The sequence below is a fragment of the Actinoplanes sp. M2I2 genome (assembly GCF_023544445.1).
Taxonomy (GTDB): domain Bacteria; phylum Actinomycetota; class Actinomycetes; order Mycobacteriales; family Micromonosporaceae; genus Actinoplanes.
The window spans coordinates 14005-40138 of sequence record NZ_JALPVJ010000041.1; the positions used below are offsets into that span (position 1 = coordinate 14005).

The 26134-nt window shown below is 70.2% G+C and carries 25 protein-coding genes; 16 read left to right on the top strand and 9 right to left on the bottom strand.

What is annotated here, in order from left to right; translation table 11 throughout:
• Together HJC40_RS46490 and HJC40_RS43685 are read left to right on the top strand one after the other, a co-directional pair.
• Complete coding sequence (locus HJC40_RS46490; protein ID WP_250009747.1) at positions 1-1227, top strand: histidine kinase; 1227 nt, start codon at positions 1-3, stop codon at positions 1225-1227.
• A complete protein-coding gene (locus HJC40_RS43685) occupies positions 1224-1910 on the top strand; it encodes a response regulator transcription factor (protein ID WP_250009748.1) in 687 nt (228 codons plus the stop codon). The genes HJC40_RS46490 and HJC40_RS43685 overlap by 4 nt, the downstream gene beginning before the upstream one ends.
• On the opposite strand, the gene HJC40_RS43690 is transcribed toward HJC40_RS43685, so the two are convergent.
• Positions 1801-3042 (bottom strand): acyltransferase, encoded by a 1242-nt coding sequence (locus HJC40_RS43690; protein WP_250009749.1) that lies wholly within the window; start codon positions 3040-3042, stop codon positions 1801-1803. The genes HJC40_RS43685 and HJC40_RS43690 overlap by 110 nt on opposite strands.
• A 248-nt stretch (positions 3043-3290) precedes the next feature.
• On the opposite strand from HJC40_RS43690, the gene HJC40_RS43695 reads away from it, so the two are divergent.
• The 5 genes from HJC40_RS43695 to HJC40_RS43715 all read left to right on the top strand — a co-directional run bounded on the left by HJC40_RS43695 (position 3291) and on the right by HJC40_RS43715 (position 8616).
• Positions 3291-4115: an ABC transporter ATP-binding protein gene (locus tag HJC40_RS43695; RefSeq protein WP_250009750.1), complete on the top strand. Its 825-nt coding sequence runs from the start codon at positions 3291-3293 to the stop codon at positions 4113-4115.
• Positions 4112-6595, top strand: coding sequence for an FtsX-like permease family protein (locus HJC40_RS43700; protein ID WP_250009751.1), 2484 nt, complete (start codon positions 4112-4114; stop codon positions 6593-6595). Before HJC40_RS43695 ends, HJC40_RS43700 begins: the two co-directional genes overlap by 4 nt.
• A gap of 175 nt (positions 6596-6770) precedes the next feature.
• Positions 6771-7487 (top strand): methyltransferase domain-containing protein, encoded by a 717-nt coding sequence (locus HJC40_RS43705; protein WP_284044578.1) that lies wholly within the window; start codon positions 6771-6773, stop codon positions 7485-7487.
• A complete protein-coding gene (locus HJC40_RS43710; RefSeq protein WP_250009754.1) occupies positions 7487-7813 on the top strand; it encodes a hypothetical protein in 327 nt (108 codons plus the stop codon). Before HJC40_RS43705 ends, HJC40_RS43710 begins: the two co-directional genes overlap by 1 nt.
• Entirely contained in the window at positions 7813-8616 is an 804-nt protein-coding gene (locus tag HJC40_RS43715; protein ID WP_250009755.1) for a nitroreductase family protein, read from the top strand. The genes HJC40_RS43710 and HJC40_RS43715 overlap by 1 nt, the downstream gene beginning before the upstream one ends.
• Positions 8617-8687: 71 nt before the next feature.
• On the opposite strand, the gene HJC40_RS43720 is transcribed toward HJC40_RS43715, so the two are convergent.
• The gene (locus HJC40_RS43720; RefSeq protein WP_250009756.1) at positions 8688-10256 is read right to left on the bottom strand and encodes an alpha/beta hydrolase; all 1569 of its coding nucleotides are present in this window, start codon (positions 10254-10256) and stop codon (positions 8688-8690) included.
• Between the two features lie 130 nt (positions 10257-10386).
• Between HJC40_RS43720 and HJC40_RS43725 the strand changes: the two genes are divergently transcribed.
• Positions 10387-10860 carry a nitroreductase/quinone reductase family protein gene (locus tag HJC40_RS43725; protein ID WP_250009757.1) on the top strand — a complete coding sequence of 158 codons (474 nt, stop codon included), beginning with the start codon at positions 10387-10389 and terminating at the stop codon, positions 10858-10860.
• A 9-nt stretch (positions 10861-10869) separates the two neighbouring features.
• Here HJC40_RS43725 and HJC40_RS43730 read toward each other — a convergent pair whose 3' ends face one another.
• On the bottom strand, positions 10870-13611 hold the full coding sequence (locus HJC40_RS43730) for a LuxR family transcriptional regulator (RefSeq protein ID WP_250009758.1): 2742 nt from the start codon (positions 13609-13611) through the stop codon (positions 10870-10872).
• 310 nt (positions 13612-13921) lie between these two features.
• Here HJC40_RS43730 and HJC40_RS43735 point away from each other — a divergent pair, with 310 nt between their 5' ends.
• A complete protein-coding gene (locus HJC40_RS43735; RefSeq protein WP_250009759.1) occupies positions 13922-14314 on the top strand; it encodes a MerR family transcriptional regulator in 393 nt (130 codons plus the stop codon).
• Complete coding sequence (locus HJC40_RS43740; RefSeq protein WP_250009761.1) at positions 14307-14996, top strand: GPP34 family phosphoprotein; 690 nt, start codon at positions 14307-14309, stop codon at positions 14994-14996. Before HJC40_RS43735 ends, HJC40_RS43740 begins: the two co-directional genes overlap by 8 nt.
• Before the next feature lie 71 nt (positions 14997-15067).
• On the opposite strand, the gene HJC40_RS43745 is transcribed toward HJC40_RS43740, so the two are convergent.
• Complete coding sequence (locus HJC40_RS43745; RefSeq protein ID WP_250009762.1) at positions 15068-15253, bottom strand: hypothetical protein; 186 nt, start codon at positions 15251-15253, stop codon at positions 15068-15070.
• Between HJC40_RS43745 and HJC40_RS43750 the strand changes: the two genes are divergently transcribed.
• The 3 genes from HJC40_RS43750 to HJC40_RS43760 all read left to right on the top strand — a co-directional run bounded on the left by HJC40_RS43750 (position 15252) and on the right by HJC40_RS43760 (position 17369).
• Positions 15252-15554, top strand: coding sequence for a class I SAM-dependent methyltransferase (locus tag HJC40_RS43750; RefSeq protein WP_250009763.1), 303 nt, complete (start codon positions 15252-15254; stop codon positions 15552-15554). The two genes, HJC40_RS43745 and HJC40_RS43750, sit on opposite strands and share 2 nt — an antisense overlap.
• A 120-nt stretch (positions 15555-15674) precedes the next feature.
• A complete protein-coding gene (locus HJC40_RS43755; protein ID WP_250009764.1) occupies positions 15675-16298 on the top strand; it encodes a response regulator transcription factor in 624 nt (207 codons plus the stop codon).
• Positions 16299-16454: 156 nt separating this feature from the next.
• Positions 16455-17369 (top strand): alpha/beta hydrolase, encoded by a 915-nt coding sequence (locus HJC40_RS43760; protein WP_250009765.1) that lies wholly within the window; start codon positions 16455-16457, stop codon positions 17367-17369.
• Here the strand turns inward: HJC40_RS43760 and HJC40_RS43765 are convergent.
• Positions 17358-18323 (bottom strand): GlxA family transcriptional regulator, encoded by a 966-nt coding sequence (locus HJC40_RS43765; RefSeq protein WP_250009766.1) that lies wholly within the window; start codon positions 18321-18323, stop codon positions 17358-17360. The genes HJC40_RS43760 and HJC40_RS43765 overlap by 12 nt on opposite strands.
• A gap of 110 nt (positions 18324-18433) precedes the next feature.
• Between HJC40_RS43765 and HJC40_RS43770 the strand changes: the two genes are divergently transcribed.
• Complete coding sequence (locus tag HJC40_RS43770; RefSeq protein WP_250009768.1) at positions 18434-19072, top strand: isochorismatase family protein; 639 nt, start codon at positions 18434-18436, stop codon at positions 19070-19072.
• A gap of 108 nt (positions 19073-19180) precedes the next feature.
• On the opposite strand, the gene HJC40_RS43775 is transcribed toward HJC40_RS43770, so the two are convergent.
• The gene (locus tag HJC40_RS43775; RefSeq protein WP_250009769.1) at positions 19181-19870 is read right to left on the bottom strand and encodes an alpha/beta fold hydrolase; all 690 of its coding nucleotides are present in this window, start codon (positions 19868-19870) and stop codon (positions 19181-19183) included.
• Positions 19871-19985: 115 nt separating this feature from the next.
• Here HJC40_RS43775 and HJC40_RS43780 point away from each other — a divergent pair, with 115 nt between their 5' ends.
• Both HJC40_RS43780 and HJC40_RS46825 read left to right on the top strand, forming a co-directional pair.
• Positions 19986-22757 carry an AAA family ATPase gene (locus HJC40_RS43780; protein ID WP_250009770.1) on the top strand — a complete coding sequence of 924 codons (2772 nt, stop codon included), beginning with the start codon at positions 19986-19988 and terminating at the stop codon, positions 22755-22757.
• Positions 22741-23112, top strand: coding sequence for an NAD(P)H-binding protein (locus HJC40_RS46825; RefSeq protein WP_374273676.1), 372 nt, complete (start codon positions 22741-22743; stop codon positions 23110-23112). Before HJC40_RS43780 ends, HJC40_RS46825 begins: the two co-directional genes overlap by 17 nt.
• On the opposite strand, the gene HJC40_RS43785 is transcribed toward HJC40_RS46825, so the two are convergent.
• The 3 genes from HJC40_RS43785 to HJC40_RS43795 form a co-directional block, all read right to left on the bottom strand.
• On the bottom strand, positions 23004-23918 hold the full coding sequence (locus tag HJC40_RS43785; protein ID WP_250009771.1) for an NAD-dependent epimerase/dehydratase family protein: 915 nt from the start codon (positions 23916-23918) through the stop codon (positions 23004-23006). The genes HJC40_RS46825 and HJC40_RS43785 overlap by 109 nt on opposite strands.
• Positions 23919-23984: 66 nt before the next feature.
• Positions 23985-24809: a patatin-like phospholipase family protein gene (locus tag HJC40_RS43790; protein ID WP_250009772.1), complete on the bottom strand. Its 825-nt coding sequence runs from the start codon at positions 24807-24809 to the stop codon at positions 23985-23987.
• A 324-nt stretch (positions 24810-25133) separates the two neighbouring features.
• Complete coding sequence (locus HJC40_RS43795) at positions 25134-25973, bottom strand: helix-turn-helix transcriptional regulator (protein WP_250009774.1); 840 nt, start codon at positions 25971-25973, stop codon at positions 25134-25136.
• Positions 25974-26134 lie beyond the last annotated feature (161 nt).

A 26134-nucleotide genomic window follows, 5' to 3' on the forward strand; every position in this document is an offset into this window, starting at 1 on the left:
GTGGCTCCTCCCGGGCCCTCCGGGATCGACCTCCGGCAGCGCCGGCCGATCCTGTCGTGGCTGCTGTGGTGGCTGGTCGCCGGTGGGCTTGCGCTCATCTTCCTGCCCGTCAACGCGACGCTGGGTGCTCAACTGTTCGGGATCAACCCGATGGTCGCGGTCCTCACGGGCATCGCCCAGAGCGCCGCGCTGCCCCTGGTCCTCGTCCGGCCCCGCGAAGCGACCGCGCTGCAACTGCTCGCCGTGGTGGTGGTCGCGACTGCCCTCCCGGCCGGCTCGGTATCGACGTGGCCGCTCACCGTGCCGGGCCTGCTGACGCTGATCGCGCACCTCGGCCTGGTCTCGGCCCGTTACGACCGGAGCGCCGCGGCGGCGACCTGGGGTATGAGCGCTCTGCTCATCCCCGTGGTGGCGTTGCTCGACCCGGGCGGCCGATCGGTCGGCGACGGGCTGGTCATGGAGATTCTGTATCCGTCGCTGTCGGCCGGCGTGCTGGGCGCCGTCATGCTGATCCGCCGTTGGCGGCAGGTCCGGCGGGAACTCTCCGACGCGCGCCGCAACATCGAGGTCGAGCAGAGCCATCGGGCTGTCGCCGAGGAGCGCACCCGGATCGCCCGCGAACTGCACGACGTCGTCGCCCACAGCATGTCCGTGATTCACATGCAGGCGACCTCCGCGTCGTACCGGATCGAAAGCCTGGGCCCGGACGCCGAGGCCGAGTTCGAACGGATAGCCACCGGCGCTCGAGCGGCGATGCGCGAGATGCGGCAGCTGCTGTCCGTCCTGCGCGCCGAGGATGCGGACGCCGAGCTGGCCCCGGTGCCCGACCTGAGCGGGCTTCAGGACCTGATGGCGTCGGCACAGCGGGCCGGCCTGCCGGTCGAGGTACGCCGGAGCGATGCCGGGGGAGCGGCAGCCGTGCCGGAACGCGTGGGCCTGGCCGCGTACCGCCTCATCCAGGAGTCGCTGAGCAACGTCATCCGGCACGCCCCCGGTGCCCGTACCTTGATCAATATCGATCTGGAAGGACGTGATCTGGTGCTGTCGGTCGTGAACGAGGCCGCGTCCGGGCCGGCCGAGCCGATGGAGGCCTCCGGGTCGACCGGTCACGGGCTGACCGGGATGCGCGAGCGGGTCCGGCAGGTCGGCGGAACACTGCAGACCGGCGCTCGCGACGAAGGCGGCTACCGGGTGACGGCACGCCTGCCGATCGGGGAGGACCAGTGATCCGCGCGCTCATCGTGGACGACCAGTCGATGATCCGGATGGGCATCCGGGCGATCCTGCAGGCACAACCCGGCATCGAGGTCGTCGGCGAGGCGGAGGACGGGCAGGCCGGGGTGGAGCGCAGCCACCGGCTGCGGCCCGACGTGGTGCTGATGGACGTGCGGATGCCCGTGCTCGACGGGCTGGCGGCGACCCGGGCGCTGCTCGGCCCGGAACGCCCGGTGGGCCACACACCGCGGGTGCTGATGCTGACGACGTTCGACCTCGACGACTACATCTACGCCGCGCTGCAGGCCGGCGCCAGCGGGTTCCTGCTCAAGGACAGTGAGCCCGAGGAGCTGGTCCGGGCCGTCCGGGTGGTGGCCCACGGCGAGGCGCTGCTGGCACCGAACATCACCCGCCGGCTCATCGAGAGCTTCGTCGAGGCGCGGCCGCACCGTCCCGCCGGCGCGACCGCGCTCAACGCCCTGACCGACCGCGAACGCGAGGTCCTGCGCCTGATAGCGCTCGGCCTGTCCAACACCGAGATCGCCGCGTCGCTGTTCATCGCCGAGCCGACCACCAAGACCCATGTCAGCCGGATTTTGCGGAAGCTCGGTCTGCGGGACCGGGTTCAGGCCGTCGTGTTCGGCTACGAGACCGGTCTGGTGAGCCCGGGCGGGCCCGGCTCCCGCGGGCGGTAGGCACCTCGTTGCGGTACGCCGTCCCGCCGGAGATCCGATCGCCGGAGGGAACCTTCACCGGGTGCTCGTAGCGGCGCACCAGCACGACGATGCCGGCCAGGACGAGCGCGAGCACCGGGTACCAGGCGAACCGGGCGGCGACCCACCCCGCGTCGACCGGCGCGTCACCGAGGCCGGGCAGCGTGCCGACCCGGCGGGCGAGCTCCGAGACCCCGACGAGCGCCACCTGGTGCCAGGTGAACACGCTCATCGCACTCAGGTTGAGGCCGGTCACCACCGCCCAGACCCGGCGCCGGCGCAGCAGCCGCTCGATCGGGCCGCGCAGGAGAAGGACGACGCCGATCTGGATCGCGGCCAGGGCCGGGACCATCAGCGACGGCGGGTTCGAATTGGACCGCGCCGAGCCGGGCACGCTCACGATGCTCACCGGATACTCCAGCACGGCGAGCAGAAGCACGGACACCGCCAGGCCGGCGGCGACCAGACCGGCCGCGACCCGCCGGTCCACCCGTCCCGCCGACCACGCCACGCCCAGTTGATAGGCGAAGAACCAGGCCGGCAACACGCTCAGGTAGCCGACGGCGGCCGGCTCGACGTCCGGGCCGAAGCGAAGGACGTCCACCACGGCCACGGCTGCGGCGAACGCGAGGACCATCCGGAGCCCGCCCCGGCGGTCGAGTCTGAGGGCGTACGGCGTGAGAGCGCTGATCACCGCGTACACGCCGATGAACCACAACGGCTGCAGAAACAGCACCACGGTCGTCCGCGCGGTGGCGCTACCCAGCCCGAGGATGCCCAGCAGCGGCAGTGCCACGGCCAGAATCGTCGTCGCGGCGATCACCGGTCGTCCGATCCGCCACAGCCGACGGCGCACCCACTGCGCGTCGGTCTCGCCGCGTGCCCGGGCACGGCGCAGTCCCTGGGCCGACGTGTAACCGCCGACCAGGAAGAACAGACCCAGCATCTGCAGCAGCCAGGTGACCGGATGCAGGCCGTCCAGATGGCGTAGTGGGCTGTCGATCCGCAGGCCCTCCGGAGTCGCCACCAAGGCGCCGACCATCCAGTGCCCGGTGACCACCCCCAGGATGGCCAGGGCACGGAGCCCGTCGATGAAACGGTCGCGCTCCCGCATGACTTTCCCTCCGTCGATGTCTTCGATATCGACGCTAGGAACGGGCCCGGCCGGGTCGCGTCGGGCGCGGGATGTATGCGGGCCGCTACGACGGATGTACGCCGACTGCTGCGAGCGGGGGGCGCCGGGACCATCCCCCGGACGCCCCTACCCCGGTACCACTGGCTCGATCCCCAGGGATGACGCCGGCAGCGGCACCGTCCCCGCACTCTTCTTCCGTAAGCACGGGAACGCCATGAGAGGAAGCAATGAAGCTACGCAACAAGCGACAGAGGACGGCCGGACCTTCGACCGCTCCCGCTGTCGACACCGGTCTCGCGGTCGAGATGAGCGGTGTCCGGCGACGGTACGGCCGCGGTTCGCGTGCCGTCCACGCACTCGCGGGCATCGATCTCGCCCTGCCGCGCGGCACCTTCACGGCCGTCATGGGCCCGTCGGGATCCGGCAAGTCCACTTTCCTGCAATCCGCCGCGGGGCTGGACCGGCCGACGGAGGGTTCCGTGCGCCTCGGGGGTACGGAGATCACCGGGATGAACGAGGACGAGCTGACCAAGCTGCGTCGCAGCCGGCTCGGCTTCGTGTTCCAGGCGTTCAACCTGTTGCCGTCACTGACCGTGGAACAGAACGTCCTGCTGCCCATGCGGTTGGCCGGGCACCGTCAGGACCATCGCCGCGCGGCCGAGGTGCTCGCGCGGGTCGGGCTCGCCGACAAGGCCCGGCGCCGGCCCGGCGAGCTGTCCGGTGGCCAGCAGCAGCGGGTGGCCATCGCCCGCGCCCTGATCAGCGACCCGGACGTGATCTTCGCGGACGAGCCCACCGGCGCCCTCGACACCGGCACCGCCGCCGAAGTGCTCGGCCTGCTCCGGCACGCCGTGGACGGCCTCGGCTCGACCGTCGTCATGGTCACCCACGATCCGGCCGCGGCAGCGTGGGCCGACCGGGTGCTGTTCCTGGCGGACGGCGCCTTCGCCGGCCATCTCGAGCGTGGCTCGGCGGCACAGATCGCGGCCCGGATGACCGCGCTCACCTCCGCCACCTCGCGCACGACCATGATGGCGGGAGCGGCGGCATGATGCGTCCCAACGGACTCGCCCGCGCGGCCATCCGGTTCAAACCCGCGTCGTTCGCGGGAACCTTCCTCGCCCTGCTGATGTCCGCGCTGATCGTGGCGGCCGCCGGCATCCTGCTCGAGACCAGCCTGCGCGCGTCGGTGCCGCCACAACGCTACGCGAACGCGCCGGTCATCGTGGCCATGGACCAGAACGAGTACGTCGTCACCGGCAGCGGTGAGGACCAGGAGAGGGAGGCGGTGCCCCTGCCCGACACGAAGCGGCTGGACGCCGGGCTCACGGCGAGGGCCGCCTCGGCCCCGGGTGCGGCCACGGCTGTCGCGGACTTCACCTTCCCGGTACGCGCGGCCGTGCCCGGCGGTGCGCTCACCGCGCACGGCTGGGGTTCGCAGGTTTTCACCGGCGCCGCGCTGACCGAGGGCTCCGCGCCCCGCGACGGCGAGGTCGTGCTCGACCCGGGCACGGCACAGGCCACGCAGGCGGCCGTCGGCGGCACCGTCGCGCTGGAGACCGCTGTCGGGCGGCAGGACTTCCGGGTGGCCGGCATCGCCGAGCTCGCGGGCGCCGCGGGCGGACTCGCCTGGTTCGCCGACACCGAGGCCGCCGTCCTCGCCGGGCATCCCGGCCGGGCCGACGCCATCGCCGTGATGGCGACGCCCGGCACCGATGCCGCCGCACTCGCCGGCTCGGTGGGCGAGGCCGTAGCCGGCTCGGGAGCCCAGGTGCACCTCGGCGACGACCGCGGCGCCGTCGAGGATCCGGGTCTCAGCTACGCCAAGGAGATCCTGTTCGGCATCGGCGGCTCGTTCGGTGGCATCGCTGTCATCGTGGCGATCCTCACCGCCGCCTCGATCGTGGCCCTCTCGGTGTCCCAGCGGGCCAGGGAGTATGCGCTGCTGCGGGCCGTCGGGGCCACGCCACGGCAGATCCGCCGTGCCGTCGCCGCCGAGGCGCTGCTGATCGCGCCGCTCGCCGGGATCGCCGGCCTCCTGCCCGGCCTCGGGCTCGCGCACTGGTGGTTCGACCAGTTGCAGGATCGTGGCGCGATCCCGGAGGCGGTGCAGCTGCAGATCTCGGCGATGCCCCTGCTCGCCGCCGTCGTCGTCGGGCTGCTCACGGCGCTCGGCGCCGGCTGGGCGGCCGGTCGCAGGCCGGCGCGGACCAAGCCGGGACAGGCCCTCACCGAGGCGTCGATCGAACGTCTGCGCCCGGGCGGCATCCGTACCGTCCTCGGCCTCGCCGCTCTCGTCGGCGGCGCGGTGCTCAGCGGCGTCGCGGCCCGCTCGGCCGGGAACGACGCGGCCGGTGCCGGTCTCGGCGTCGTCATGCTGTTCATGATGGCCGTCGCTTTGCTCGGCCCGCTGGTGGCGCGGTTGCTCGCGGGCCTGTTCGGGCTGCCGCTGCGCGGCGCCGGCCCGGCCGCCGGTCTGGCCGCCGCCAACTCCCGGACCAACGCCCGTCGTCTCGCCTCGGCGATCACCCCGATCGTGCTGGCCATGGCTTTCGCCTCGACCCTGGTGTTCATGAACACGAGCGAGAACCGGGCCGCCGACAAGCAGTTGCGCGCGGGTATCACGGCGGACCACATCGTCACGGACCCGGCCGGGCTGCCGGCCACGGCGGCGGCCGACGCCGCCCGTACGCCCGGGGTGCAAGCCGCCGTCGCCGTGCTGAAGACCCAGGTGCTGATCCCGGTCGGCTCGGGCGAGTTCAAGGCATTGCAGGGCGCGGCCGTCCAGGCCGTCACCGGCTCCGGCGCCGAGCTCACCGAGGTGCAGGACCTGGACGTCCGCGAAGGCAGCCTCGACGGGCTCGGCAGTGACCGGATCGCCATCGACACGACCCTGGCCACCGCGGCCGGCCGCGGGGTCGGCGACCGGCTCCCGCTCCACCTCCCCGACGGCAGCCGGGCCGATCCCGAGATCATCGCGGTGTACGGCCGCGGCCTCGGACTGGCCACGGTGACCATGGACCGGGCGTCGCTGGCCGGGCACGTCACCTCGAGCTTCGACAGCACGCTGCTGGTCCGGGGTGGCTCGGCGGAATCGATCGCCCCTCTGGGTACGGTCACCGACGCCGCCGGCTACGCCACCGAACGGAGTCTCGATGCGAAAACGGGTGCCTGGCTGAACAACACCATGGCCGCGGTCCTCGGCGGGTTCGCCGCCATCGCCGCTCTCAACACCCTGGTGATGACGGTCGTCGATCGCCGCCGGGAGCTGGGGACGCTCCGTCTGGTCGGCGCCACCCGGCGCCAGGTCCTCGCGATGCTCCACTGGGAGAGCCTGCTCATCTCCGTCGCGGGCATCCTGCTCGGCTCGGCCATCGCGGCCGCCACGCTGTTCCCGATGATGAGGGGGACGACCGGCGATGCGCCCTACATCGCCCCGCTGACGTACGGATCGTTCGTGGTCGCAGCCGTCGGCCTGGCCCTGGTCGCCGTCACCGTGCCGGCCCGAGCGATCCTGCGCCGCTGGTCGTAGGGCGCCTACCAGGGCGACGGCCGGCACCCGCCCGGCCGTCGCCCTTGCCCTTTTCTCCCGCAACGGAAAAACCAAAGTGCCGGCGAACTCCGATCGATGCGTTCCTGACTGCCAAGCGGGTAATGATGCCGCCATGGATCATCCGTGACGTCGGCCAACGTGCGATGGGAGAACCATGAGCAGTAGCCGGACAGCGGGCGTGCGAGGGCTCGCCCGACGGGACACCGAATCACGGGAGCTGATGGACGATCCCGGTTGCGACCTCGACCGGCTCGAACGCACCTACCGCCAGTTCACTGCCGTCAACCGGCTCGTGTCGGGCTGGCGGCGCCTCTACCGGCGACGGATCCGGCCGCGCCTGGACGCTCGCCGGCCGACGACGCTGCTGGACATCGGCTTCGGCGGTGGCGACATCGCTCGCGCTCTGGCCGGCTGGGCGGCCCGCGACGGGCTCTCGCTCCGGACGACAGCCATCGATCCGGACGAGCGCGCCCTGCGTCATGTGCGCCGGCTGCCCGACGCCGGAGTCCGCTTCGAACAGGCGTCGAGCGCTGACCTGGTCGCCCGCGGTGACCGGTACGACCTGGTGATATCCAATCATCTTCTGCACCACCTCGACGCGGTGGAGCTCTCCGCCCTGCTGGCCGACAGCCGGGCTCTGTCCCGCCGCCTGGTCATCCACAACGACCTCGCTCGAGGGCGCGCCGGCTACGGTCTGTATGCCGCCGCGACCCTGCCGTTCGCCCGCCGCTCCTTCGTCCACCAGGATGGACTGCTTTCGATCCGCCGCAGTTATCGGTGCGCCGAGCTGCGAGCCGCCGTCCCACCGGGGTGGCGAGTGACACCGATGTTTCCGCAACGCCTGTTGCTCAGCTGCGAGAGGGGCCGTTGATGAGCCGGATCCTGGTCACCGCGGCCGCGGTGAGCTATGCGGCGAACGCCGCCTTCGGCGCGGCCGTCGCCGCGAAGGTGATCGACAACGGGCGGATCCGCTGGGTCCATCACGCCCTGTTCAGCACGACCGTCTCGCTCACCGTGATCGCGGTCGCCGCAAGCGCAGTCCAGCGCCGGCCCGCCGGTCTCGCGCTGCTGCCGGCGCTCGGACCCCTGGCCGCACTGCCGTACGCCGGTGGACGGGTCCGCCGGCATGCCGCCCTGGCCGGGTCGGCGGCGCCGGCGTACGCGGCCGCTCTCGTTTCCGTCTGGAGGAGTCACTGATGGAGTTTCTCGATGTGGTGCGTCGTCGCCGGACGACCAACGGCGCGTTCCTGCCCGACCCGGTCTCCGAGGAGCACCAGCGCCTTTTGATGGAGGTCGCGGGACGGGCCCCGTCGCAGCTGAACAGCCAGCCGTGGCGGTTCGTGATCGTGGAGGAACGCCCGACGATCGAGGCCATCGCCCGGATCAGCGGGGAGAGCATGACCGAGGCGATGTCCAACGGCACGTTCTTCGAGCGCTACAAGCCCTACTTCCGATTCAGCAAGGAGGAGATGGAACGCCGGCGGGACGGGATGCTGTTCGACCGTCTGCCCGCGCCGTTGCGCCCGTTCACCAGCCAGGTGTTCACCAGCCGGGGGCAGAAGCTCATGAATGCCATGCGGGTGCCGCAGAACCTGGGCGAGGAGAACCGGAAACTCGTCGCCGGCTCCCCGCTGCTGCTCGGTGTGATGCTCGACCGGTCCGAGTACCGTCCGGGGGAGCTGTCCTCTTTCTACTCGCTCTTCAGCATGGGCGCGGCGATGGAGAACCTGTGGCTGACCACGGTCGAGATCGGGATGGGCATCCAGTTCGTCTCCTTCCCGATGGAGGTGCCCGGCCGCTGGGACGAGATCGTCGGCCTGCTCAAGGTGCCGGACGATCTCGAGCTGATGGCCGTGTACCGGCTCGGCTATCTGCCCGCCGAGCAACGCCGGCCGCCGATCGACTGGACCAGCGAGCACCGCCGGTTGCCGTCGCAGTACGTCTTCCGCGGCACCTGTGCGACTCCCCAAGAGGGCTGGGACCAGAGGACGAACGGATAGGCGAGAGCCGGCTGAATGGATACGCCCGTGCCTCCCGGTCGTCAGCGCCGCCGACCGGGAGGCACGGTGCCCTACTTGGTGCAGGTCGGCATGGTGGCCGGCAGCTTGAGGTCGACGAGGTAATCCGAGGCGATCGTGTCGACGCACTTGTTGGCCCCGGAGGACACGATGGTGTGGCCCTCGCCCTTGACGGTCAGCAGGGCGCTGTCCAGGGTTTCGGCCAGACTGATGCTGCCCTTGTGCGGGGCGGTGGGGTCACCGGTGATGGAGACGACAAGTGTCTTCGGCAGACCCGCGATGTTCTGGCCGTACGGGATGCCGAGGGTGGGCTGGGCCGGCCAGAACTCACAGGCGTCGCGGGCGCCCTCGGCCAGGTCGTTGCCCGGGTTCATGAAGGGCGCGAGTTCGTACGTCTCGGTGCGCAGCCGGATGACGTCCTGGGGGGTGAGGCGTTGCTCGTCCATGCAGTTGATGGCGAACGCCGCCTCGGTCTGGTTGCCGTTCACCACGGTGTCGGCCTCGCCGCCCTCGTTCTCGGCCAGCAGTTCGAGGAGCTTGTCACCGCGTCCCTGCCGGACCTGCTCGAGGCCGCCGACGACGGTGGGCCACTTCGCCGGGTCGTAGAGGCCGTTGATCACGCCGCCGAGCGCGTCGTCGAAGGTGAGTTTGCGGTCCCCGGCCGGCACGGGACGGTCCAGCAGTGGCTGGACGATCGCCTGGAACTTCGACGTCCACGCCTTCGGGTCGGTCCCCAATGGGCACGTCGCGTCCTTGGCGCACGCGGCCGCCATCGCCGTGAAGGCCTGTTGGAACCCGCCGTACGCCAGGAGCCGGCGCTCAACTGTGCCTTGGCGCGGGTCGAAGCCGCCGTCGAGGACCATGGCCCGGACGCGCTGGGGGAACTGCTCGGCGTAGGCGGTACCCAACCGCGTGCCGTAGCTCTGGCCGAGGAACGTCAGCTTCTCTTCGCCGAGCGCCGCTCTCAGCACATCCATGTCGCGGGCAGTGGTGCGCGTGCCCATCTGGGTCAGTGCCTTCGCGCCGCCGGACCCGGCGGCGCAGCGGTCCAGCACCGCGCGGGTGTCCTCCTCCGTCAAAGGGGCGTTCTGCGCGACCAACGGGAACACCTTGTCGCCCCGGGTCGTGCCCTTCTCGGAGTAGCAGTCGGCCGCGGGCTTGGTGGCGCCGACCCCGCGGGGGTCGAACCCGATCAGGTCGAAGCGCTCGGTGATGCGGCTCTCGGGCAACAACGTGCCCACTGCCACCCCGAACAGGACCCCGGATCCGCCGGGACCGCCCGAGTTGAGCAGCAGAGAACCCTGGGCCTTCCCGCGGGCCTTGACGCGCAGGACCGCGACGGCGGCGGCCTCACCACCCGGGTCGGCGTAGTCGAGCGGGACGGTCAGCCACCCGCACTCGGCCGGGGCCTTCGCCAGGACCTCGGCTTCGCGCTTACTGGTGGCGAAGTCGTCGTTGCACGCGCGCCATTCCAGCTTCTGCGCGTAGAACCGGTCCAAGGCCGCGGTCGATGCGCTCGGGTCGGCGGCCGGCTGTTCCCCCGACCCGGATGTGCAGGCTGCCACCACAAGGACGCCGGCCATCAGGCCGAGGCCGGCGAATCTGCGTGCTGGTCTTTTCACGGTGTGGACCCTCCGTAGCGGTTTCCGCCGAGTCGACACCGTGTCCCCGGCACACGGTCAAGGCCGGCACCGCAGGCGCGCGGAGCGAGTCGCGCCACCCGTGCTTGGATGTGCCATGCGGTTGAGCGAGATGATTGTCCGACTTGGTCACCGGCGCTGGTTCGCCGCCGCCGGGCGGTTTCTGATGCCGCTCGACCGGCGGTTGATTCGGCTCACGAGGGGGCGCCTCTCGGTGATCGGGTGGCAGACGGCGCCACCGACGCTGCTGCTGACGACTCGCGGGCGGACCAGCGGCCTGCTTCGCGAGCGGCCGCTGCTGTACGCGCGAGACGGTGACGCGTACGTCGTGATGGGCTCGAACTGGGGTCAGACCCGGCACCCGGCCTGGTCGGGCAACCTGCTGGCCGACCCGGTGGCCACGATGATTATCGCCGGCGAGACGACCGCCGTGCGCGCCACGCTGCTGGAGGGGCCGGACCGGGAACGGGTGTGGCCCCTCCTGCTGCGGGTGTGGCCGGCCTACCGGGACTACGACGAACGCTCCGGTCGCACTCTGCGGATCTTCCGGCTCGTACCGGATGCACCGGGCCGCGTCGCATCCTGATTCACCCGCTCAGCGCAGGCGCAGTTCCTTGAGCTGCCGGCGGGAGGTGATGCCGAGCTTGCGGAAGATGTTGCGCAGGTGGGCTTCGATCGTGCGCGGGCTCAGGAACAGCTGTGCGCCCACCTCCTGCGAGGTCGCGCCGGTGGCGACCAGCCGCGCGATGTGCAGCTCGTGGTCCGTGAGGGTGTCGGCCGTCGACGTCGTCCGTTTACGGGGGTGCTCGCCGGTGGCCCGCAGCTCCCGGGCGGCGCGGGCGGCGAACGCCTCCAGCCCCATGCCCGACAGCAGCTCGTGCGCGGTGCGAAGCTGTTCGCGGGCGTCCAGACGCCGGCCCTCACGGCGCAGCCACTCGCCGTAGACCAGGTGGGTGCGGGCGAGATGCCCGGCCATCCGGCTGGCCTGCAGCCAGGCGATCGCCTCGCGATAGTGCTGGTCGGCGGCCGGGCCGGTGCTGGTCAACGCTTGCGAGCGTGCCGCCAGGCCGAGCGCCCACGGGCTGCCACTGGCCCGGGCCCGCTCGGTGAGCAGCCCCACGGCGGCGGTCGCGCGCTCCGGCTCACCCGCGCGGGAGGCCGCCTCGATGAGTTCGGGCAAGGTGAGATTGCTGAACAGTGTCTCGTCGGTTCTGGCCGCGCTGCTCGCGGCGTCCATGGCGGCGGGGTAGTTGCCCAGGCCGTTGTGCAGCACCGTCAGGGCGTACTGGGCCATCGTCACTGCGGTGCCCTCGCCCCGGGCGGTCGCCTGTTCGACGCTTGCCGCATACAGCTGGGTGGTCTCGGCCTCGCGGCCGCGCCATCCGGCCAGCACGAGCTGGGCGTGCAGCAGATGTACGCCGCCGGTCGCCTGCGTGATGCCGACTTCCTCGGCGGCCAGCTCGCCGGCGTGCTCGATCTCGCCGGCGAACACCAGCACGACGGACTGGAAGAGCAGCGCGGCCGGCAGCACGGCGAGCACGCCCGCTTCGCGGGCGAGCCGGACGTTGCTTTCGGCCAGCGCCAGGACCGACTCGTCGTCGAACAGCGCCAGCGCGATCCGGCTGACCAGCCAGAGCCACCGCTGATCGTCGGCCAATCCCTGCGCCGGCTGGTCGAGGAAGGCCTTCACCGCGCGGCGCAGTTGGGGCATGCCGGCTTCGTACCCCTCGATGAACGCAGTCACCAGCGCATCGAGCAACATGTCGGCCGGCCTGGGCGGCCCGGGCGGGGCGGGCGCGGCCTTGGCGCTCTGGGCAACCTCCCGTACGCCCCGTTCCTGGTCGACATCGCCGATGATGATCGCCGCATCGAACGCGTGCAGGTAGGTCTCGCGGGCGAGCGCGGCGTCCAGCGGGCCGAGTGTCCTGGCCGCATCCAGCAGCATCCCCGGCACGTCACTGCCTCGGGTCAGGTAGAAGGCGATCCGGGCGCGTGACAGTTGCAGCCGGCCGCGTTGCCGGGCGTCCAGCGGCCCGGCCGCCGCCACCTCCAGCAGTTCCAGGGCGGCCTCGGACGCGCCCGCCTCCTGCTTGGCATCCGCGGCCTCCAGCGCGCGCCTGGCCCGGTCGGCCGGATGGGGTGTGAGCTCCATCGCCCGCTGGAGGAAGGCCGCCGCGGCCGCCGACCCGCCACGAGCACGCGCCCGGCCGGCCGAACGCTCCAGGCCCGCGGCGACCTCCTCGTCGGAGCCCAGCACCGCCTGCGCGCGGTGCCACACCTGCCGGTCAGGATCGACGAGAGGATCGATGGCGGCGGCCAGCGCCCCATGCGCGCGGCGGCGATCCGGTGGCGAGGCCGCCCGATAGACCGCCGACCGCACCAGCGGATGGCGGAACCGCACCCGTGTGCCGATCTCCAGCAGCCCGGCGGTCTCCGCGGGTGCGGTCGCCTCCCGCGCGATGCCCAGCTTCTCGCCCGCACGCCACAGCAGCGCCACGTCGCCGGTCGGCTCCGTCGCCGCGATCAGAAGCTGCAGTTGACTCTCGGCCGGCAGGCTGCCCGATCGGCGCTGGAAGCTGTCCTCGACGCGGCGCGGAACGCTCATCACGTCGGGTAGCTCGAACCCGCCGGCCAGCCGGCCCGGTTGTGCGCTCCGGGGCAGTTCCAGCAGCGCCAGAGGGTTGCCTTGCGCCTCGGCCAGGATGCGCTCGCGTACTCCGTCGTCAAGAGGAGCCGGGACCGCACCGGTCAGCAGCGCCCGCGAGTCTGCGTCGGAGAGCCCCTCCAGGCGCACCTCAGGCAACCCGTCGAACACCCGGACGTCGGCTTCACCAGGGTCTCGCAACGCGAACACCAACGCCAGCCGTTCGGCCGCCACCCGGCGCGCCACCATGGCCAGGACCTGGGCGGACGCCTCGTCCAGCCACTGCGCGTCGTCGATCAGGCACAGCAGCGGCCCCTCCTCGGCCACCTCGGCCAGCAGGCTGAGAGTCGCCAGCCCGACCAGAAGGCGGTCCGGCTTCGCGCCGGTCTGCCGCCCGAACGCGACACCGAGCGCGGCCTGCTGAGGTGCGGGCAGCACCCGGGCGCGGTCCAGCAACGGCCCGCACAGTTGATGCAGGCCGGCGAAGGCGAAGTTTGTCTCGGATTCCACCCCGACCGCGGTCTCCACCCGGAACCCCGACCCGCCCGCGATGTCGCGGGCCTGACCCAGCAGCGCGGTCTTGCCGATGCCGGCCTCGCCGCGCACCACGACGGCTCCGCTGTGCCCGGACTTCGCCCGAACCAGCAGCTGTTCGATCGCTTCGCGCTCCTTGCGGCGGCCCAGCAGGTCCACCAGCTCCGCTCCCGTCCGACTCCGGACACCTCATCCATCCGGACAGGAAGCCCAACCGTAGTGATAGAAGACGTTCGCGATCGAGCCTTTAGGTACCGCGCGGTACTTAAAAGAAGCGAGCGTATCGGGTGTAACCCTGTGCCAAGAACACTGTGTGAGTCAACCGGAGCCGCGCCTTGATCCATCACCGAGGCGTCCGGCGACCACGCGCCCCGTCAGGCGTCGACACGTAAGGGTGTTTCACCGACGCGAACCTCGCCGGGCCGATGTCAGCGTGGAGCCACAGCGTTACCAGGGGGGAGGAGCCGACGTGGCCTGGAGCACTCGGGAACTCGCGGAGCTCGCCGGCACGACAGTCAACGCGATCCGGCACTATCACCGGATCGCCCTACTCGATCAGCCCACGCGTCGATACAACGGATACAAGCAGTACGGAGTGCTCGACCTCATCCGGCTGATGCGCATCCGGCATCTGTCCGAGCTCGGCGTTCCGCTTTCGCAGATCCGCGAGATCTGCGTGGACGGTGAGGCCGCGCCGGACGTCCTGAAGCAGGTCGACGCCGGCCTCGCATCGGAGATCGAGCGGTTGAGCCGGGCCCGCAACGACATCGCGACCATCCTGGGCACCCGCGTGCCGGTCCGGCTCGACCCGCCGGCCGGTTCGGGCATCCGCGGGCTCGCGCAAGGCAAGCACGGTGGCTGAGCGAACCCACGCACCCACGCCCGGCCCCGCGATCCTGGCCGAAGACCTCCTGCTGCTCCTGTTCCAGCCGGAATCGTCGACGCCGGACACGGAAGTCGTGGCCGGTGAGAGCACCCTTTCCGCCGTCCTTGCGGGGGCGGTGCTCGCTGATCTCGGGCTCGGCCGGAATGTGCGGACCCTGCCCGGCCGGAATGGGGCGATCAGGGTGGAGGCCGTCGCGCATCGACCGCCGGCGGACGACATCCTGCGGTCGGCCTGGGACTACCTCGCGGCCGGACCCAGGGGACTTCAGGCTGCCCTCGCCGCGATCGGGCCGGCCTTGCGCGGCCTGGTGCTTGACCGGCTCGTCGCCCGCGGGGACATCCGGCGATCCAGCCGCACAGCGCTCGGCCTGGTGGAGGTGGAGGTTCTGGAGGACGGCGGAACCGGGCGCCGGGCCGCGCTGCTCTCCGACGTACGGGCAGTGCTTGTCGAAGGTGTGGAACCGCAACCACGACTGGCTGCTCTCACGGCGCTGCTGTCGGGCAGCGGAACGCTTCCGCAGTTCGGCCCCGGGATTCCCTGGGCCGCTTCCCTGATCGCCCGCGCCAAGAAGATCGAGCAGGAGAGCTCGGGGGCCGAAGCCGCCACCGAAGCGATCGCCTGCACCGTCACCGCGGCCATCGACAGGGCCGCTCCATGAGGTCGAGCGTCAGTCGCCGGCGAGGCGGCCGACGACGATCCGTCGGCCACCTCGCGCCGTGCTGAGTCCGCTTACTGAGCTGCGAACTTCTTGATGGACGTCGTGTGGTTGTTCAGGTGCTTCCACGAGGGAAGGTGCTGGTAGATGACCTCCGCGTAGGCGGGCGCCTTCGGCTGGTCGACCCAGCCGTGCATGATCTCCGAGCCGACGGCGAGCCAGTTGATCGGGATCGCTCCAGCCTGGACGAGCCGCATCATGGCCAGGTCGTGGGTCTCCTTGATCGAGGCCGCCGGGTTCGAGGTCCGCGACGTCCAAGCGCTGCGGCCCCACTATGCGCTCACCCTGCGCGCCTGGGTCCGTAACCTCGAGGCCAACTGGGACGAGGCCGTCAGGCTGGTCGGCGCCGGGCGCGCCCGCGTGTGGCGGCTCTACATGGCCGGGTCCGCTCTGGCGTTCGAGACCGACCGGCTCGGCGTCAACCAGATCCTGGCGGTCAAGCCCCACCCGGACGGCCACGACGAGCTGCCGATGACTCCCTCCTGGCGCCAGGGCGCGTGAACAATGGAACTTTCGTAGCATCGGCGGATCCCGGAGATCGGTCGATGGGTGGTCGTCGGGAGACGTCTCAGCCGCGAGTCTGTAGGTCGCCTCACTCAGCGACCGACCGGAGGAACGGCTGTGGAACGTCTTCGAGTGGCCGTTCAGAGCACCGACCCGCTGAGTCACGCCGGTCTGGTCCGCTTCCTGGAAGCCGGCCCGGAGGTCGTGGTCATCATGGGCGACAGCGCCGATCTGGCGCAGGTCCTGGTCATGGGCGCCGATCGACTCACTGTGGAGGCAGTGGCCAGGCTGCGACGGTCGGCCGACGAGACTGGATTGCCGGTCGTCCTGGTGGTCGGAGAACTCCGGGAGACGGAGCTGCTCCTCGCGGTGGAGTGCCGGGTGGTGGCCATCCTCCCTCGGCGGACGGTCACTGCCGATCTGCTCGTCTCCAGTGTCAAGACCGCCGTCGCGGGTGGAGGCGTGATGCCGCCGAACCTCGTCGGCGAACTGCTCAGGCAGACCGAGCGGCTGCAGCGCGAGGTGCTGGCCCCCAACGGGCTGAGCCTCTCCGGGCTGACGTCGCGCGAGATCGACGTGCTGCGTCTGGTGGCGGACGGCTACGACACCGCCGAGGTCGCCCGGGAACTGAATTACTCCGAGCGGACAGTCAAGAAGGTCCTGTACGGCATGACGTGCCGGCTCGAACTGCGCAACCGCCCGCAGGCGGTGGCTTATGCGGTTCGTGCCGGCCTCATTTGACCAGCTGCACGTCGCAGGCCGTCAGAGATCGAACGTCAGGGGTTCCGCAACTCTGTCGTGGCGGCCGGTGACCTATGGGCACATCGCGGGGTCCGATGGTTCCTCCTTCGGCCGCCCGGTTGGCGGCGGCCTCGAGGACCGCGATAGAAAGAGGCTGTGATCGATATCGAGCATAGGTTCCTCGAGGTCAACGGCATCCGCATGCACATGCTCGAGGCCGGTACAGGTCCCCTCGTACTGATGCTGCACGGGTTCCCGGAGACGTCGTACTCGTATCGGCATCAGATCGTCGCACTGGCCGAGGCCGGATTTCATGCGGTGGCTCCGGACCAGCGCGGCTATCCGCGGACGGAACAGCCGCCGTCGGTCGACGACTACACGATCCACCACGTGATCGGCGACGCGGTCGGGCTGATCAACGGGCTCGGCGCATCGGACGCGGTGGTGGCCGGCCACGACTGGGGGTCACCGGTGGCCTGGGGTGTCGCGCAATGCCGGCCCGATCTGGTCCGGGGCGTCGCCTCGCTGAGCGTTCCGTTCTCGCCGCGCACACCGGTCGACCCCCTGGACGCTGTTCGGGCCGCCTACGGCGACAACTTCTATCAGCTGTACTTCCAGGAGCCGGGTGTCGCGGAGCGGGAGTTCGAAAGCGACACGGCCAGGATGTTCCGCCGGATGTGGCTTTCCTTTCGCCGAACGCGGCTTCACCGGATCTCTCAACTGGTATCGCAACATCACCCGCAACTGGGAGCTGACCACTTCCTGGGCCGGCCACCTGATCACCGCGCCGGCGATGTTCATCGGTGGCGACCGAGATCCGGTAGTCAACTGGTACGACCCCGCGGTGCTGCGTCAGGTGATGAGGGCGGCGGTCACCAACCTGACCTCCTACACGATGCTGACCGATGCGGGACATTGGATTCAGCAGGAGCGCCCCGCCGAGACGAGCGCAGCCCTGATCGATCTTGCGCGGTCGGTCTCCTGAGCCGACGCCAGACCGGGCGGCTGGAGCCGGCGGCCGGCGCTGATCCGAACCCATCGACAGCTGACGCACCACACTCACACCCTTGACCGAGCGTCGAATCGCCGGCGATAGTCCGAGGGGGAGGTGCCGAACGCCGCGGCGAAGCTCTGCCGCAGGGTGACGCCGCTGCCGAAGCCGCACAGGGCGGCGACCCGGTCGATCGGCAGGTCGGTCGACTCCAGCAGCCGGCGGGATTCGTCGAGGCGGTGCCGTTTGACCCACAGGGCCGGGCTGATCCCGGTGGACGTCTGGAAAGCACGGATGAAGGTGCGCCGGCTCATATGGGCGACGGCGGCGAGCCGCTCGACCGTCAGGGGCTCCGCCAGGTGCCGCAAGGCCCACTGGAGCGTGGCGCCGATCGATTCGTCGGAGGTGTGGGCCGGCAGCGGACGTTCGATGAACTGGGCCTGGCCTCCGTCGCGGTGTGGGGCCACCACCAGGTTGCGGGCCACCCTGTTGGCGGCCGCGGCGCCCAGCCGGGCGCGGACCAGGTGCAAACACGCATCGATCGCCGAGGCCGTTCCGGCCGAGGTCAGTACGTCACCGTGATCGATGTAGAGCACGGCGGGATCCACCTCGATGTCGGGGTGGCGCGCGGCCAGCAGGTCGACGGCCTGCCAGTGGGTCACGGCCGCGCGCCCGGCCAGCAGGCCGGCGTCCGCGACGGCGATCGCCCCGAGACACAGGCCGGCGATCGTGGCGCCGCGGGCGTGTGCCCGGCTCAAGGTGCGCAGCAGCACAGGATCAGGTTCGCGGCCGTCTTCATGCCAGGACGGGACGACCACGACGTCCGCTTTCCCGGCGGCCGCGGGCCCCTGCACTCCACCGACGGTATAGCCCTCGGCCGTTCGCACCGCCCCGGCGCGGTCGGAGAACAAGACTGTGTGCCAGTCGCCCAGGCCTTGTCGTGCCACCTCTTCGAAGACGAGCTGGGGAACGGAGAGGTGAAACATCGTGACGCCGTCGAACGCGTAGACCGCTATGCGGAGGGCACTTGGCACAATCTCATCGTAACGCTGCACTCGTGCCAATGGTCGATGACGTCGCGGCCCTTCAAACTGAAGACACCGCTCACCCACGTGCGGCATTCGACAACCGAGGAGCACATCCCATGACCACCCCGCGCCGCGCCCTGATCGTCATCGACGTGCAGCAGGACTACTTCGGTGGCCCCCTGGAGATTCAGTACCCGCCCCTCACGGCGTCTCTTCCCCAGATCGTGCGGGCGATCGACGCGGCCACCGGCGCCGGTATCCCGATCGTCGCGGTCCAGCACACGATGGGCGAGGGTGCGCCCGTCTTCGATCCCTCCGCGCCCGGCTTCCGGTTGCACCCGGAGGTCGAGAGCCGCCGTACGGGTGAGTGGAAGTCCGTGGTGAAGCAGTTCGGCTCGGTGTTCGCCGGCACCGACCTGGCCGGCTGGCTCCAGGACCGCGAGATCGACACGGTCACCTTCGTCGGCTTCATGACGAACAACTGTGTGCTCGCCTCCGCCGCCGAAGCGGCGACACACGGCCTCGAGGCGGAGGTCCTGTCCGACGCCACGGGCGCCATCAGCATCGCCAACGACGCCGGCTTCGTCGACGCCAAGACCGTCCACACCACGTTGATGACGCTGTTCCACTCGAACTTCGCCGCCGTCACCGATGTCACGAGCTGGTCGGGGGCGGTAGCCGCCGGCCAATCGGTGCCCAAGTCCGACCTGGGCTCCTCCGCCATGGCGGGCGCGCGGCGAGCAGCGCACAGCTGATCAGAATGCGAGCCGATACCGGGTAGCGGCCGGGTCATGGACGCCGGCTGCTGTTCCGGGCGTCAGCCACCGCAACGGGTCGAGGAACACGACGGGCGACCTCGGTGTCTACCGGGCTTCCACTGCGGTGTGGATGAGGTCGGCGACGGCCTGCGGCTGGGAGACGTAGACGGCGTGGCTGGCTTCGACCTCGCGCACGGTGGCGCCGGCTCGCTGGGCCATCTGCCGCTGGGCTGCGGGCGGGATCATCTTGTCGTCGGCGGCGACGAGGTACCAGCTCGGCTTGGTCTGCCAGGCGGCTTCGGTCACGGCACCGTCGGCGGCGTCGAGCCCCCAGGGCACCTGCGAGTCGGCCATGAACGCGGCCTCGTCGGCCGGCAGGTCACCGGCGAAGGAAGCCGCGAACTTGTCGCGGTCGAGGAGCAGGAAGCCCTCGCGCGGAGGCAGGATCGGCGGGACCGGAGCACCCGGAGCCGGATTGGCGACGAGGGCGAGCACGGATTCGCCCTTGTCGGCCGCGAACGCTGTGATGTAGACCAGGCCGGTCACCCTGGGGTCGTTGCCGGCCTCGGTGATGACCACCCCGCCGTAGGAGTGGCCGACCAGGATGGCCGGGCCGTCGATGTCGTCGAGGACCTGCTTGACGGCGTCGACGTCGCCGTTGAGGGTGAGGGTCGGGTTCTGGACGATGCGGACGTCGTGGCCCATCGCACGGAGGCGGTCGTACACGCCTCGCCAGCCGGAACCGTCGACGAAGCCGCCGTGGGTCAGAACCACCGTTGGCCGGGTCTCACTCATTGCTTGCTCCTAGGATTTGCTCGAACGGACGCCATAACGTTAGGAATGAACTGCCTGCCGAGGCGTCGGGGAAATCCCTCGAGCGGACCCTGCGGGCGTGGGCGGAGGAGCTGCGTTGCCCACGACGACAGCCGAAGGATTCGGGCTTTTCGGGCGCGAGACGGCTTTCAGGGTCCTCTTGGAGGCTAGTGCGACGGGCGGACAGGTCGTCGTCTCCGGCGAACCGGGCGTCGGCAAGAGCAGCCTGCTCAGAGCGGCCGGTCAGATCGCCCAGCGCGCCGGTCGTCGTGTGCTGACCATCACGCCGACGCAGTTCGACCAGGCTTTACCCTTCGCCGGGCTGGCCGACCTGCTGGCCCAATGCCCTCCCGGCATGTCGGATGGCCTGCCCGCACCTCAGCGCCGCGCGCTGTCGATCGCGTTGCAACTTCTCGAGCCGGACGGCCGCGTGCTGGATCCGCTTGCGGTGCCACTGGCGATCCGCAGCCTGTTGACCGGCCTCTGCGAAGCCGGACCACTCACCGTGATCCTGGACGACGCCCAGTGGCTCGACGGTGCCACGGCCAGCGGTCTGGCGTTCGCGCTACGGCGCCTCGCCGTTGCTCCGGAGCGCCTCAGCGTGCTGGTCGGAATCCGTCCCGAGGCTCTTCGGAGCGATCTCGTCCGCACCCTGCCCGAGCCACGGCGTGATGTCGAGCTTCCGCCGCTGGACGAACCGGCGATCACGCAGCTTCTGCACCGGAATTTCGGAGCGGCGTGGACGCAGTCGGTCAGCGCCGCCGTCGCCCGGACCAGTGACGGCAATCCCTTCTTGGCGCTCATGATCGCGCAGGCGATGCGGTCGGATGTCTCGCGCTGGCGGTGGAGCGCCCGCGAAGGTCACGACCCGGTGTTCCCGGTGCCGCCGAGCCTGACAGACGTGCTGGGGGAGAAGGTCTCGCTGCTTCCGGCCGCGGCGCAAGCGGTACTCCTGCTCGTCTCGGCGGCTGGGCGGCTCAGCGTCGAGCAGCTCGACGAGTTCGTCGGACCTGACCGCGTCGTAGCGGCCCTCGAGGCGGCCGCGGACACCGATGTCGCGAGGGTCGGCCCGGAACAGCGGGTCGCGTTCACCCACCCGCTACTCGCCTCCGCCATCTACGAAGCAGCGACCCCGGCCGAACGCCGCCACGCCCACCAGCTGCTCGCCGACTCCCTCGACGACCCGGTGGAGCGGGCGCTCCACCGCGCTCGCTCCACCGTCAAGCCTGACCTGGCGGTCGCCGATGAGATCGAGCGCGCGGCAGACATCTCGGCCGGCCGCGGAGCGCTCCAGCTCGCCGGTGAACTCCTCGAGTCGGCGGCGCGGGCCACGCCGGCCGCCGGAGCCGCGGCCGACCGATTCACACGCTGGCTGCGGGTCGTGGACACGTACACCCTTGCCGGAGACACCGAAGCAGCTCTGGCCGCCCTCGCCGAACTCGACCCGCTGGCCACCGATCCGAAGGCGCGTGCCGAGGCCATCCGCCGCCGTATCGACCTCACGCGTCGCATGCCCGGCGCCCGGTCGCTCGCCGAACAGGGGCTGGCCCTCGCCCCGCCCGGGACCGAGGTGCGCAACGAACTCATCAACCTGCTCGGCGCGCTGCATCGTCTGGAAGGCAACGGTCCGGAAGCGCTGCGGCTGACTCAGGCCGCAGTGGCTGACGCTCGCGCACGCCATCAGGATTTCGCCCTTCTGCGGGCGCTCTACGGACGCCTCACCGTCGAACGACACTGGGCGTCCGGGGATGCCGTGCGGACACTCGCTGAGATCGACGAACTGGTGGCGTCGGCACCTGATCTTCCCGGCGGGGTTCTCGCCTGGACCCGGGCCTTCTTCGCGTCCTGGGATGATCCAGAAGCCGAAGCTCCGGTACGACGGGAGATCCGCTCCGCTCTCGAAGCCGGTCGCTACGGCGATCTGACGCAGCTCTACATCGCCCTCATCCTGTACCTGACCCGGGCTTCCCGCATTCCCGAAGCACGCGCCGCCCTGGACGAGGCGGATCGGGTCGGCGCCTGGTCTCTGTCGGCCTTTCAGGAGCCGCTGGCCCGAGGCGTCGTCGCGGCGTACACCGGCGATCTGGACCTCGCCCGAAAGGTGGTCGAGGCGGCCGTCGAGGAGTCGCGCGCGATCGAATCGACGTACTGGCTCAGCTCTTTCCTGGCCGTTCGTGGCTTCGTGGAAACCTCGGCCAGGGAGTGGCAGGCCGCCCTCCTCGCGCTGCGGGAAGTCGCAGCCGTGTTCGATCGCACCCACATGGTGGACCTCGAGCAGGTGCTCTGGGCAGTCGACTACGCGGACGCCGCCCTGCAGGTCGGCGCGCTCGACGAGGTGGAACGAGCGGTGCAGTTCCTCCGCCGGCAAGGCGCGGCGGGCCGCCCGGAGGCCACGGTCGCAGCCGACCGTTGCGAGGCGCTCCGCCGCGCCGCCACCGGAGACGTCGACGTGGCGCTCCAGTCGCTGGAACGCATCGTCGCCCTCAACGGCATCGAATCTCCGTTCGAAGCAACCCGATCACGTCTCGCGCTCGGCCAGGTCTACCGCCGGGCCGGCTACAAACGGAACTCAGCCGACACCTTGACCGCGGCCTCGAAAGACTTCACCCGGCTGGACTTCCCCCGCTGGGTCGAACGAGCCGAGCTTGAGCTGGCCAGAGCCGGCCTGCACCACTCCGGCACCGAGCTGACCGAGAACGAGGGCCGGGTGGCGGAACTGGTCGCCGCCGGACAGTCCAACCATGAGGTGGCCGCCGCGCTCTTCATGTCGGTGAAGACCGTCGAAGCGCACCTGACCAGGATCTATCGCAAGCTGTCGGTCCGGTCGCGTACCGAGTTGGCTCGGCGTTTAGGTGACAACACCCCGTAGCAGGACCGGAATCCACACTGGTCATGGCTACATCGGTAGCGTCATCGCTGAAAAGCTGCGGCAGGCAGGGCACCAGGTCGCGGGACTCGCCCGCTCCGAAGCCTCCGTCGAAACCCTGGCGGCGCAGGGCATCGAGCCCCGACGTGGTGACCTCGACGGCATCGGCAGCCTCACCGATGCCGCCCGAGGGGCCGACGGCGTCATCCACACCGCTTTCGACTCCAGTTGGAAGCCGCACTCCTGTGGTCAGTTCGACGGTCGCGCCAGCTCGCCGAGGGCGTCGGGGCGTCGGGGATTCCACCCCAGCACTCGACGCGGCTTGTCGCCAGAAATCTGGCTGTTGATGGACCAGTAGTCTGCCAGCGGGGGAGCGCCGAGAGCGTCGGCGAGGTCGGCCCGCTCGAGAGCGACGGTCTTTCCGCCGAGCCCCACGCCATGGCTGATCGCGGCGGCAATATCCGCAGTGCGAAGACCGCTTTGTGTAGCAGTGTGGAACAACTCGCCGGCGGGTGCCTTTTCGACAGCAAGCACAAACAGGTCGGCCAGGTCGTCGACATGGACCAGCGACCAAAGGTTGTCACCCGCGCCCACCGGATAGGGTACGGCGCCCAACTTCTGGCCTGCCAGCCCGATCAGCCAGAGGACCGATTGCCCGCCCCCGCGCCCGTAGACGTTCGGTGGCCGCAGCGCGATGCCACGGATGCCGGCTGCACCGGTCACAGCCTTCTCGGTGGCGAAACGCATCTGAAGCGCCTTGACGACAGGGGATTCCGGTTCAGCAATCGGAGTTTCCTCGTCGAAGACGATATCGCCGGTGTCTCCCAGGCCGCCCGTACCGCTGGTGTAGACGAGTGGTTTGCCGCTGCCTTGCAGGCCGGCGATCAGAGCGTCGACAGCTCTCGCTTCGTCCGTGCTGGCCGACCCGAAATCGCCGCGGAGATCGAAAGCACCCTGAACAACTCCGTCGGCGTTGCGAGCGGCGTCGGTCAGGAGCTCGGTGTCACTCAGGCTACCGAGGCGAGGCTCGACACCCAGCTTCTTCAAGACTTGCGCAGAGGCATCAGAGCGTGCGAGCCCCTCGACCTGGTGTCCAGCCTGCAGCAGCTTTTCGGCGACGACACTACCGATGTAACCGGTTGCGCCCGTCATGAAGATCTTCATGGTTTCCCTACTATGGTCATGTCGGGAGGCGGACCAGCCGCGCTCAATTGTCGGATCTGGTGCCGATCAGAGCCAGAAGGCTTTGACCTCTGCCGCGATGTTCTGAGCCTGTTCGTATCCGGCCCGCGCGCAGATTGCGCGGGAGTTCGGGTCGAGCAGGTTCTTCATGCCGGCCTCCGAGGCCTCATCTGGCTTGATGGTGAACAGTGGCGCGGCGACCGGCTCCACATCGCGCGTCTCCGGAAGGCCGATCACGTCGAGGACGAGCACCTTGCCGTAGTCCTTCGCGACGTCAGCGTTCGTCCCACTGCGCATGCCGCCGTCGAAGAGACGACGGCCACCGATCGTGACCGCCGGCCACACCCGGGGAATCGAGCAGCTCGCGGCGACCGCATCGACCAGTTTCACGTCCGACTCGTTGGTGAGAACCACGAAGTCGCCGGACTCCGCGTCGATGGCCGTGATGGCGAGGTTTTGTGCCGGCCATGCGTGATCGGGGAGCCGGGCCTCGATGATCGCACGGCGCTCAGCTTCCGGAACGCGATCCTGTGCCAGCGACATGGCACCGATGCGCTGACGAATGACCTGCGGCTCGTCGCCACTGCCCAGAATTTCGCGGACCTCGGCCATGAGCGCGACCGGGTCGACGTCGTGGATCGCAGGCTCCGGCGCCCCTGTGCCGTTGATCTGATCCTCGTACAGGATGGTGAGTGACTTCGAGCCGGTGACCTGCGCCGCAACGGTCGCGCCGGCAGACGTCCCGACCACGAGGTCCGGGTGGGTCACATCGATACCCGCATCCGCGAGTCCGGCGAGAATCCCTGTCTCCCAGGCGATTCCCGCAACACCACCGCCGCCGAGGACCAGAGCCTTCGTGTCGTTGCCGGCCATTGTTTCTCCTCGACTTTCGGCGCCGGCTTCCTGGTTCGGGTAGCCCGCCGCTTCTGGGTTGCTCAACCCATTTGTACCGCAGTTTTCTGGGTCTTGCAACCCATTTGTGGGTTGGGCATCGTGGCGCGCGAGGCGGGAAGCCGGATACGCGGCCGACTGGGACGGCCCGACCCGCTCGGCCGGGCCGTCGCCTTAGGTGACCGGCCGCGCTCTGGGGCCATGCGGAGATCGGACGGCGCGGGTCCTTGTCGCCGCACGTTCCGGCGACACGTCGTTGTGCCTTCTGGAGACGCCTCAGGCGCCCCGTAGTGGACGTCAGGCAGCTCAGCGGACGCTGGAGAGGGCGCCGAGAAGTTCGATGGCGGCCTGGCCGGGCGAGTCCACTGGCGCGCTGTACACGATCAGTGTCAGGTCCGATTCGGGTACCGCGAGGGTCTCGTAGTCGAGCACGACCGGGCCGACTTGCGGATGCACGAACCGTTTGGTTCCTACCGTTCTTTCCTGTACGTCGAGGCGTGGCCACAACCGGCGGAAGTCGGCGCTCTCGGCCAGCAGTTCCGCAATCAGGCCGGCCATCGCGGGGTCGTCCGGATAGCGGGCTGCGGCGGAACGCACGAACGCGACCGTGTCGCGCGCCACGTGCTCCCACTCCGCGTACCTGGTTCGCATCCCGGTTTCCAGGAAGAACAGCCGGGCCATGTTGCGCCGAGCCGGCGGGATGCTGTCGAAATCGGCGATCAGCGCGGCGGCCGTCCGATTCCAGGCCAGGACGTCGTAACTGCGACCGAGCACGAGGGCGGGGTTGGGTTCGGCGCCGGTGACCACGCGGAGCAGGCTGGGCCGGACCAGTTCCGTCGCGGGTGCGCGTCGTGTTGCCGGAACCGCGCGGGCCAGGCGGTGCAGGTGATCCCGTTCGGTCGAAGTCAGCCGTAGGGCGCGGGTCAGCGCGTCGAGTACGGCCACCGACGGGTGCAGGTCGCGAGCCTGTTCCAGCCGGGTGTAGTAGTCCACGCTCATGCCGGCAAGCTGGGCGACCTCCTGGCGGCGCAGGCCGGGTGTGCGGCGCCGGCCGTTGTGCGGCAGCCCGAGTTCCCGTGGATCGAGTCGCTCCCGGCGGTTCTTGAGGAAGGCGGCGAGTTCCAGCCGGACAGCGATTGGGTCCATGAACCCATTATGCACTGGTGGGGAGATGCCGGTAGCCGTGGTGGAGGGTGGGATTGGTGTGTCCAGGCAAAGCTTGCACTGCCTGACCGCTCGGTGGTGGTGCCACGGTGGGCATCAGAGATCCGATCGAGGAGGAAGCAGTGCTCAGGCAACGCAAATCC

Coding starts and splice junctions, on each gene's coding strand:
- HJC40_RS43690 (WP_250009749.1), bottom strand. CDS start 3,042: ATGCGGGAGCGCGACCGTTTCATCGACGGGCTCCGTGCCCTGGCCATC.
- HJC40_RS43695 (WP_250009750.1), top strand. CDS start 3,291: ATGAAGCTACGCAACAAGCGACAGAGGACGGCCGGACCTTCGACCGCT.
- HJC40_RS43700 (WP_250009751.1), top strand. CDS start 4,112: ATGATGCGTCCCAACGGACTCGCCCGCGCGGCCATCCGGTTCAAACCC.
- HJC40_RS43705 (WP_284044578.1), top strand. CDS start 6,771: ATGAGCAGTAGCCGGACAGCGGGCGTGCGAGGGCTCGCCCGACGGGAC.
- HJC40_RS43710 (WP_250009754.1), top strand. CDS start 7,487: ATGAGCCGGATCCTGGTCACCGCGGCCGCGGTGAGCTATGCGGCGAAC.
- HJC40_RS43715 (WP_250009755.1), top strand. CDS start 7,813: ATGGAGTTTCTCGATGTGGTGCGTCGTCGCCGGACGACCAACGGCGCG.
- HJC40_RS43725 (WP_250009757.1), top strand. CDS start 10,387: ATGATTGTCCGACTTGGTCACCGGCGCTGGTTCGCCGCCGCCGGGCGG.
- HJC40_RS43750 (WP_250009763.1), top strand. CDS start 15,252: ATGGCCAGGTCGTGGGTCTCCTTGATCGAGGCCGCCGGGTTCGAGGTC.
- HJC40_RS43745 (WP_250009762.1), bottom strand. CDS start 15,253: ATGATGCGGCTCGTCCAGGCTGGAGCGATCCCGATCAACTGGCTCGCC.
- HJC40_RS43770 (WP_250009768.1), top strand. CDS start 18,434: ATGACCACCCCGCGCCGCGCCCTGATCGTCATCGACGTGCAGCAGGAC.
- HJC40_RS43775 (WP_250009769.1), bottom strand. CDS start 19,870: ATGAGTGAGACCCGGCCAACGGTGGTTCTGACCCACGGCGGCTTCGTC.
- HJC40_RS43785 (WP_250009771.1), bottom strand. CDS start 23,918: ATGAAGATCTTCATGACGGGCGCAACCGGTTACATCGGTAGTGTCGTC.
- HJC40_RS43790 (WP_250009772.1), bottom strand. CDS start 24,809: ATGGCCGGCAACGACACGAAGGCTCTGGTCCTCGGCGGCGGTGGTGTT.
- HJC40_RS43795 (WP_250009774.1), bottom strand. CDS start 25,973: ATGGACCCAATCGCTGTCCGGCTGGAACTCGCCGCCTTCCTCAAGAAC.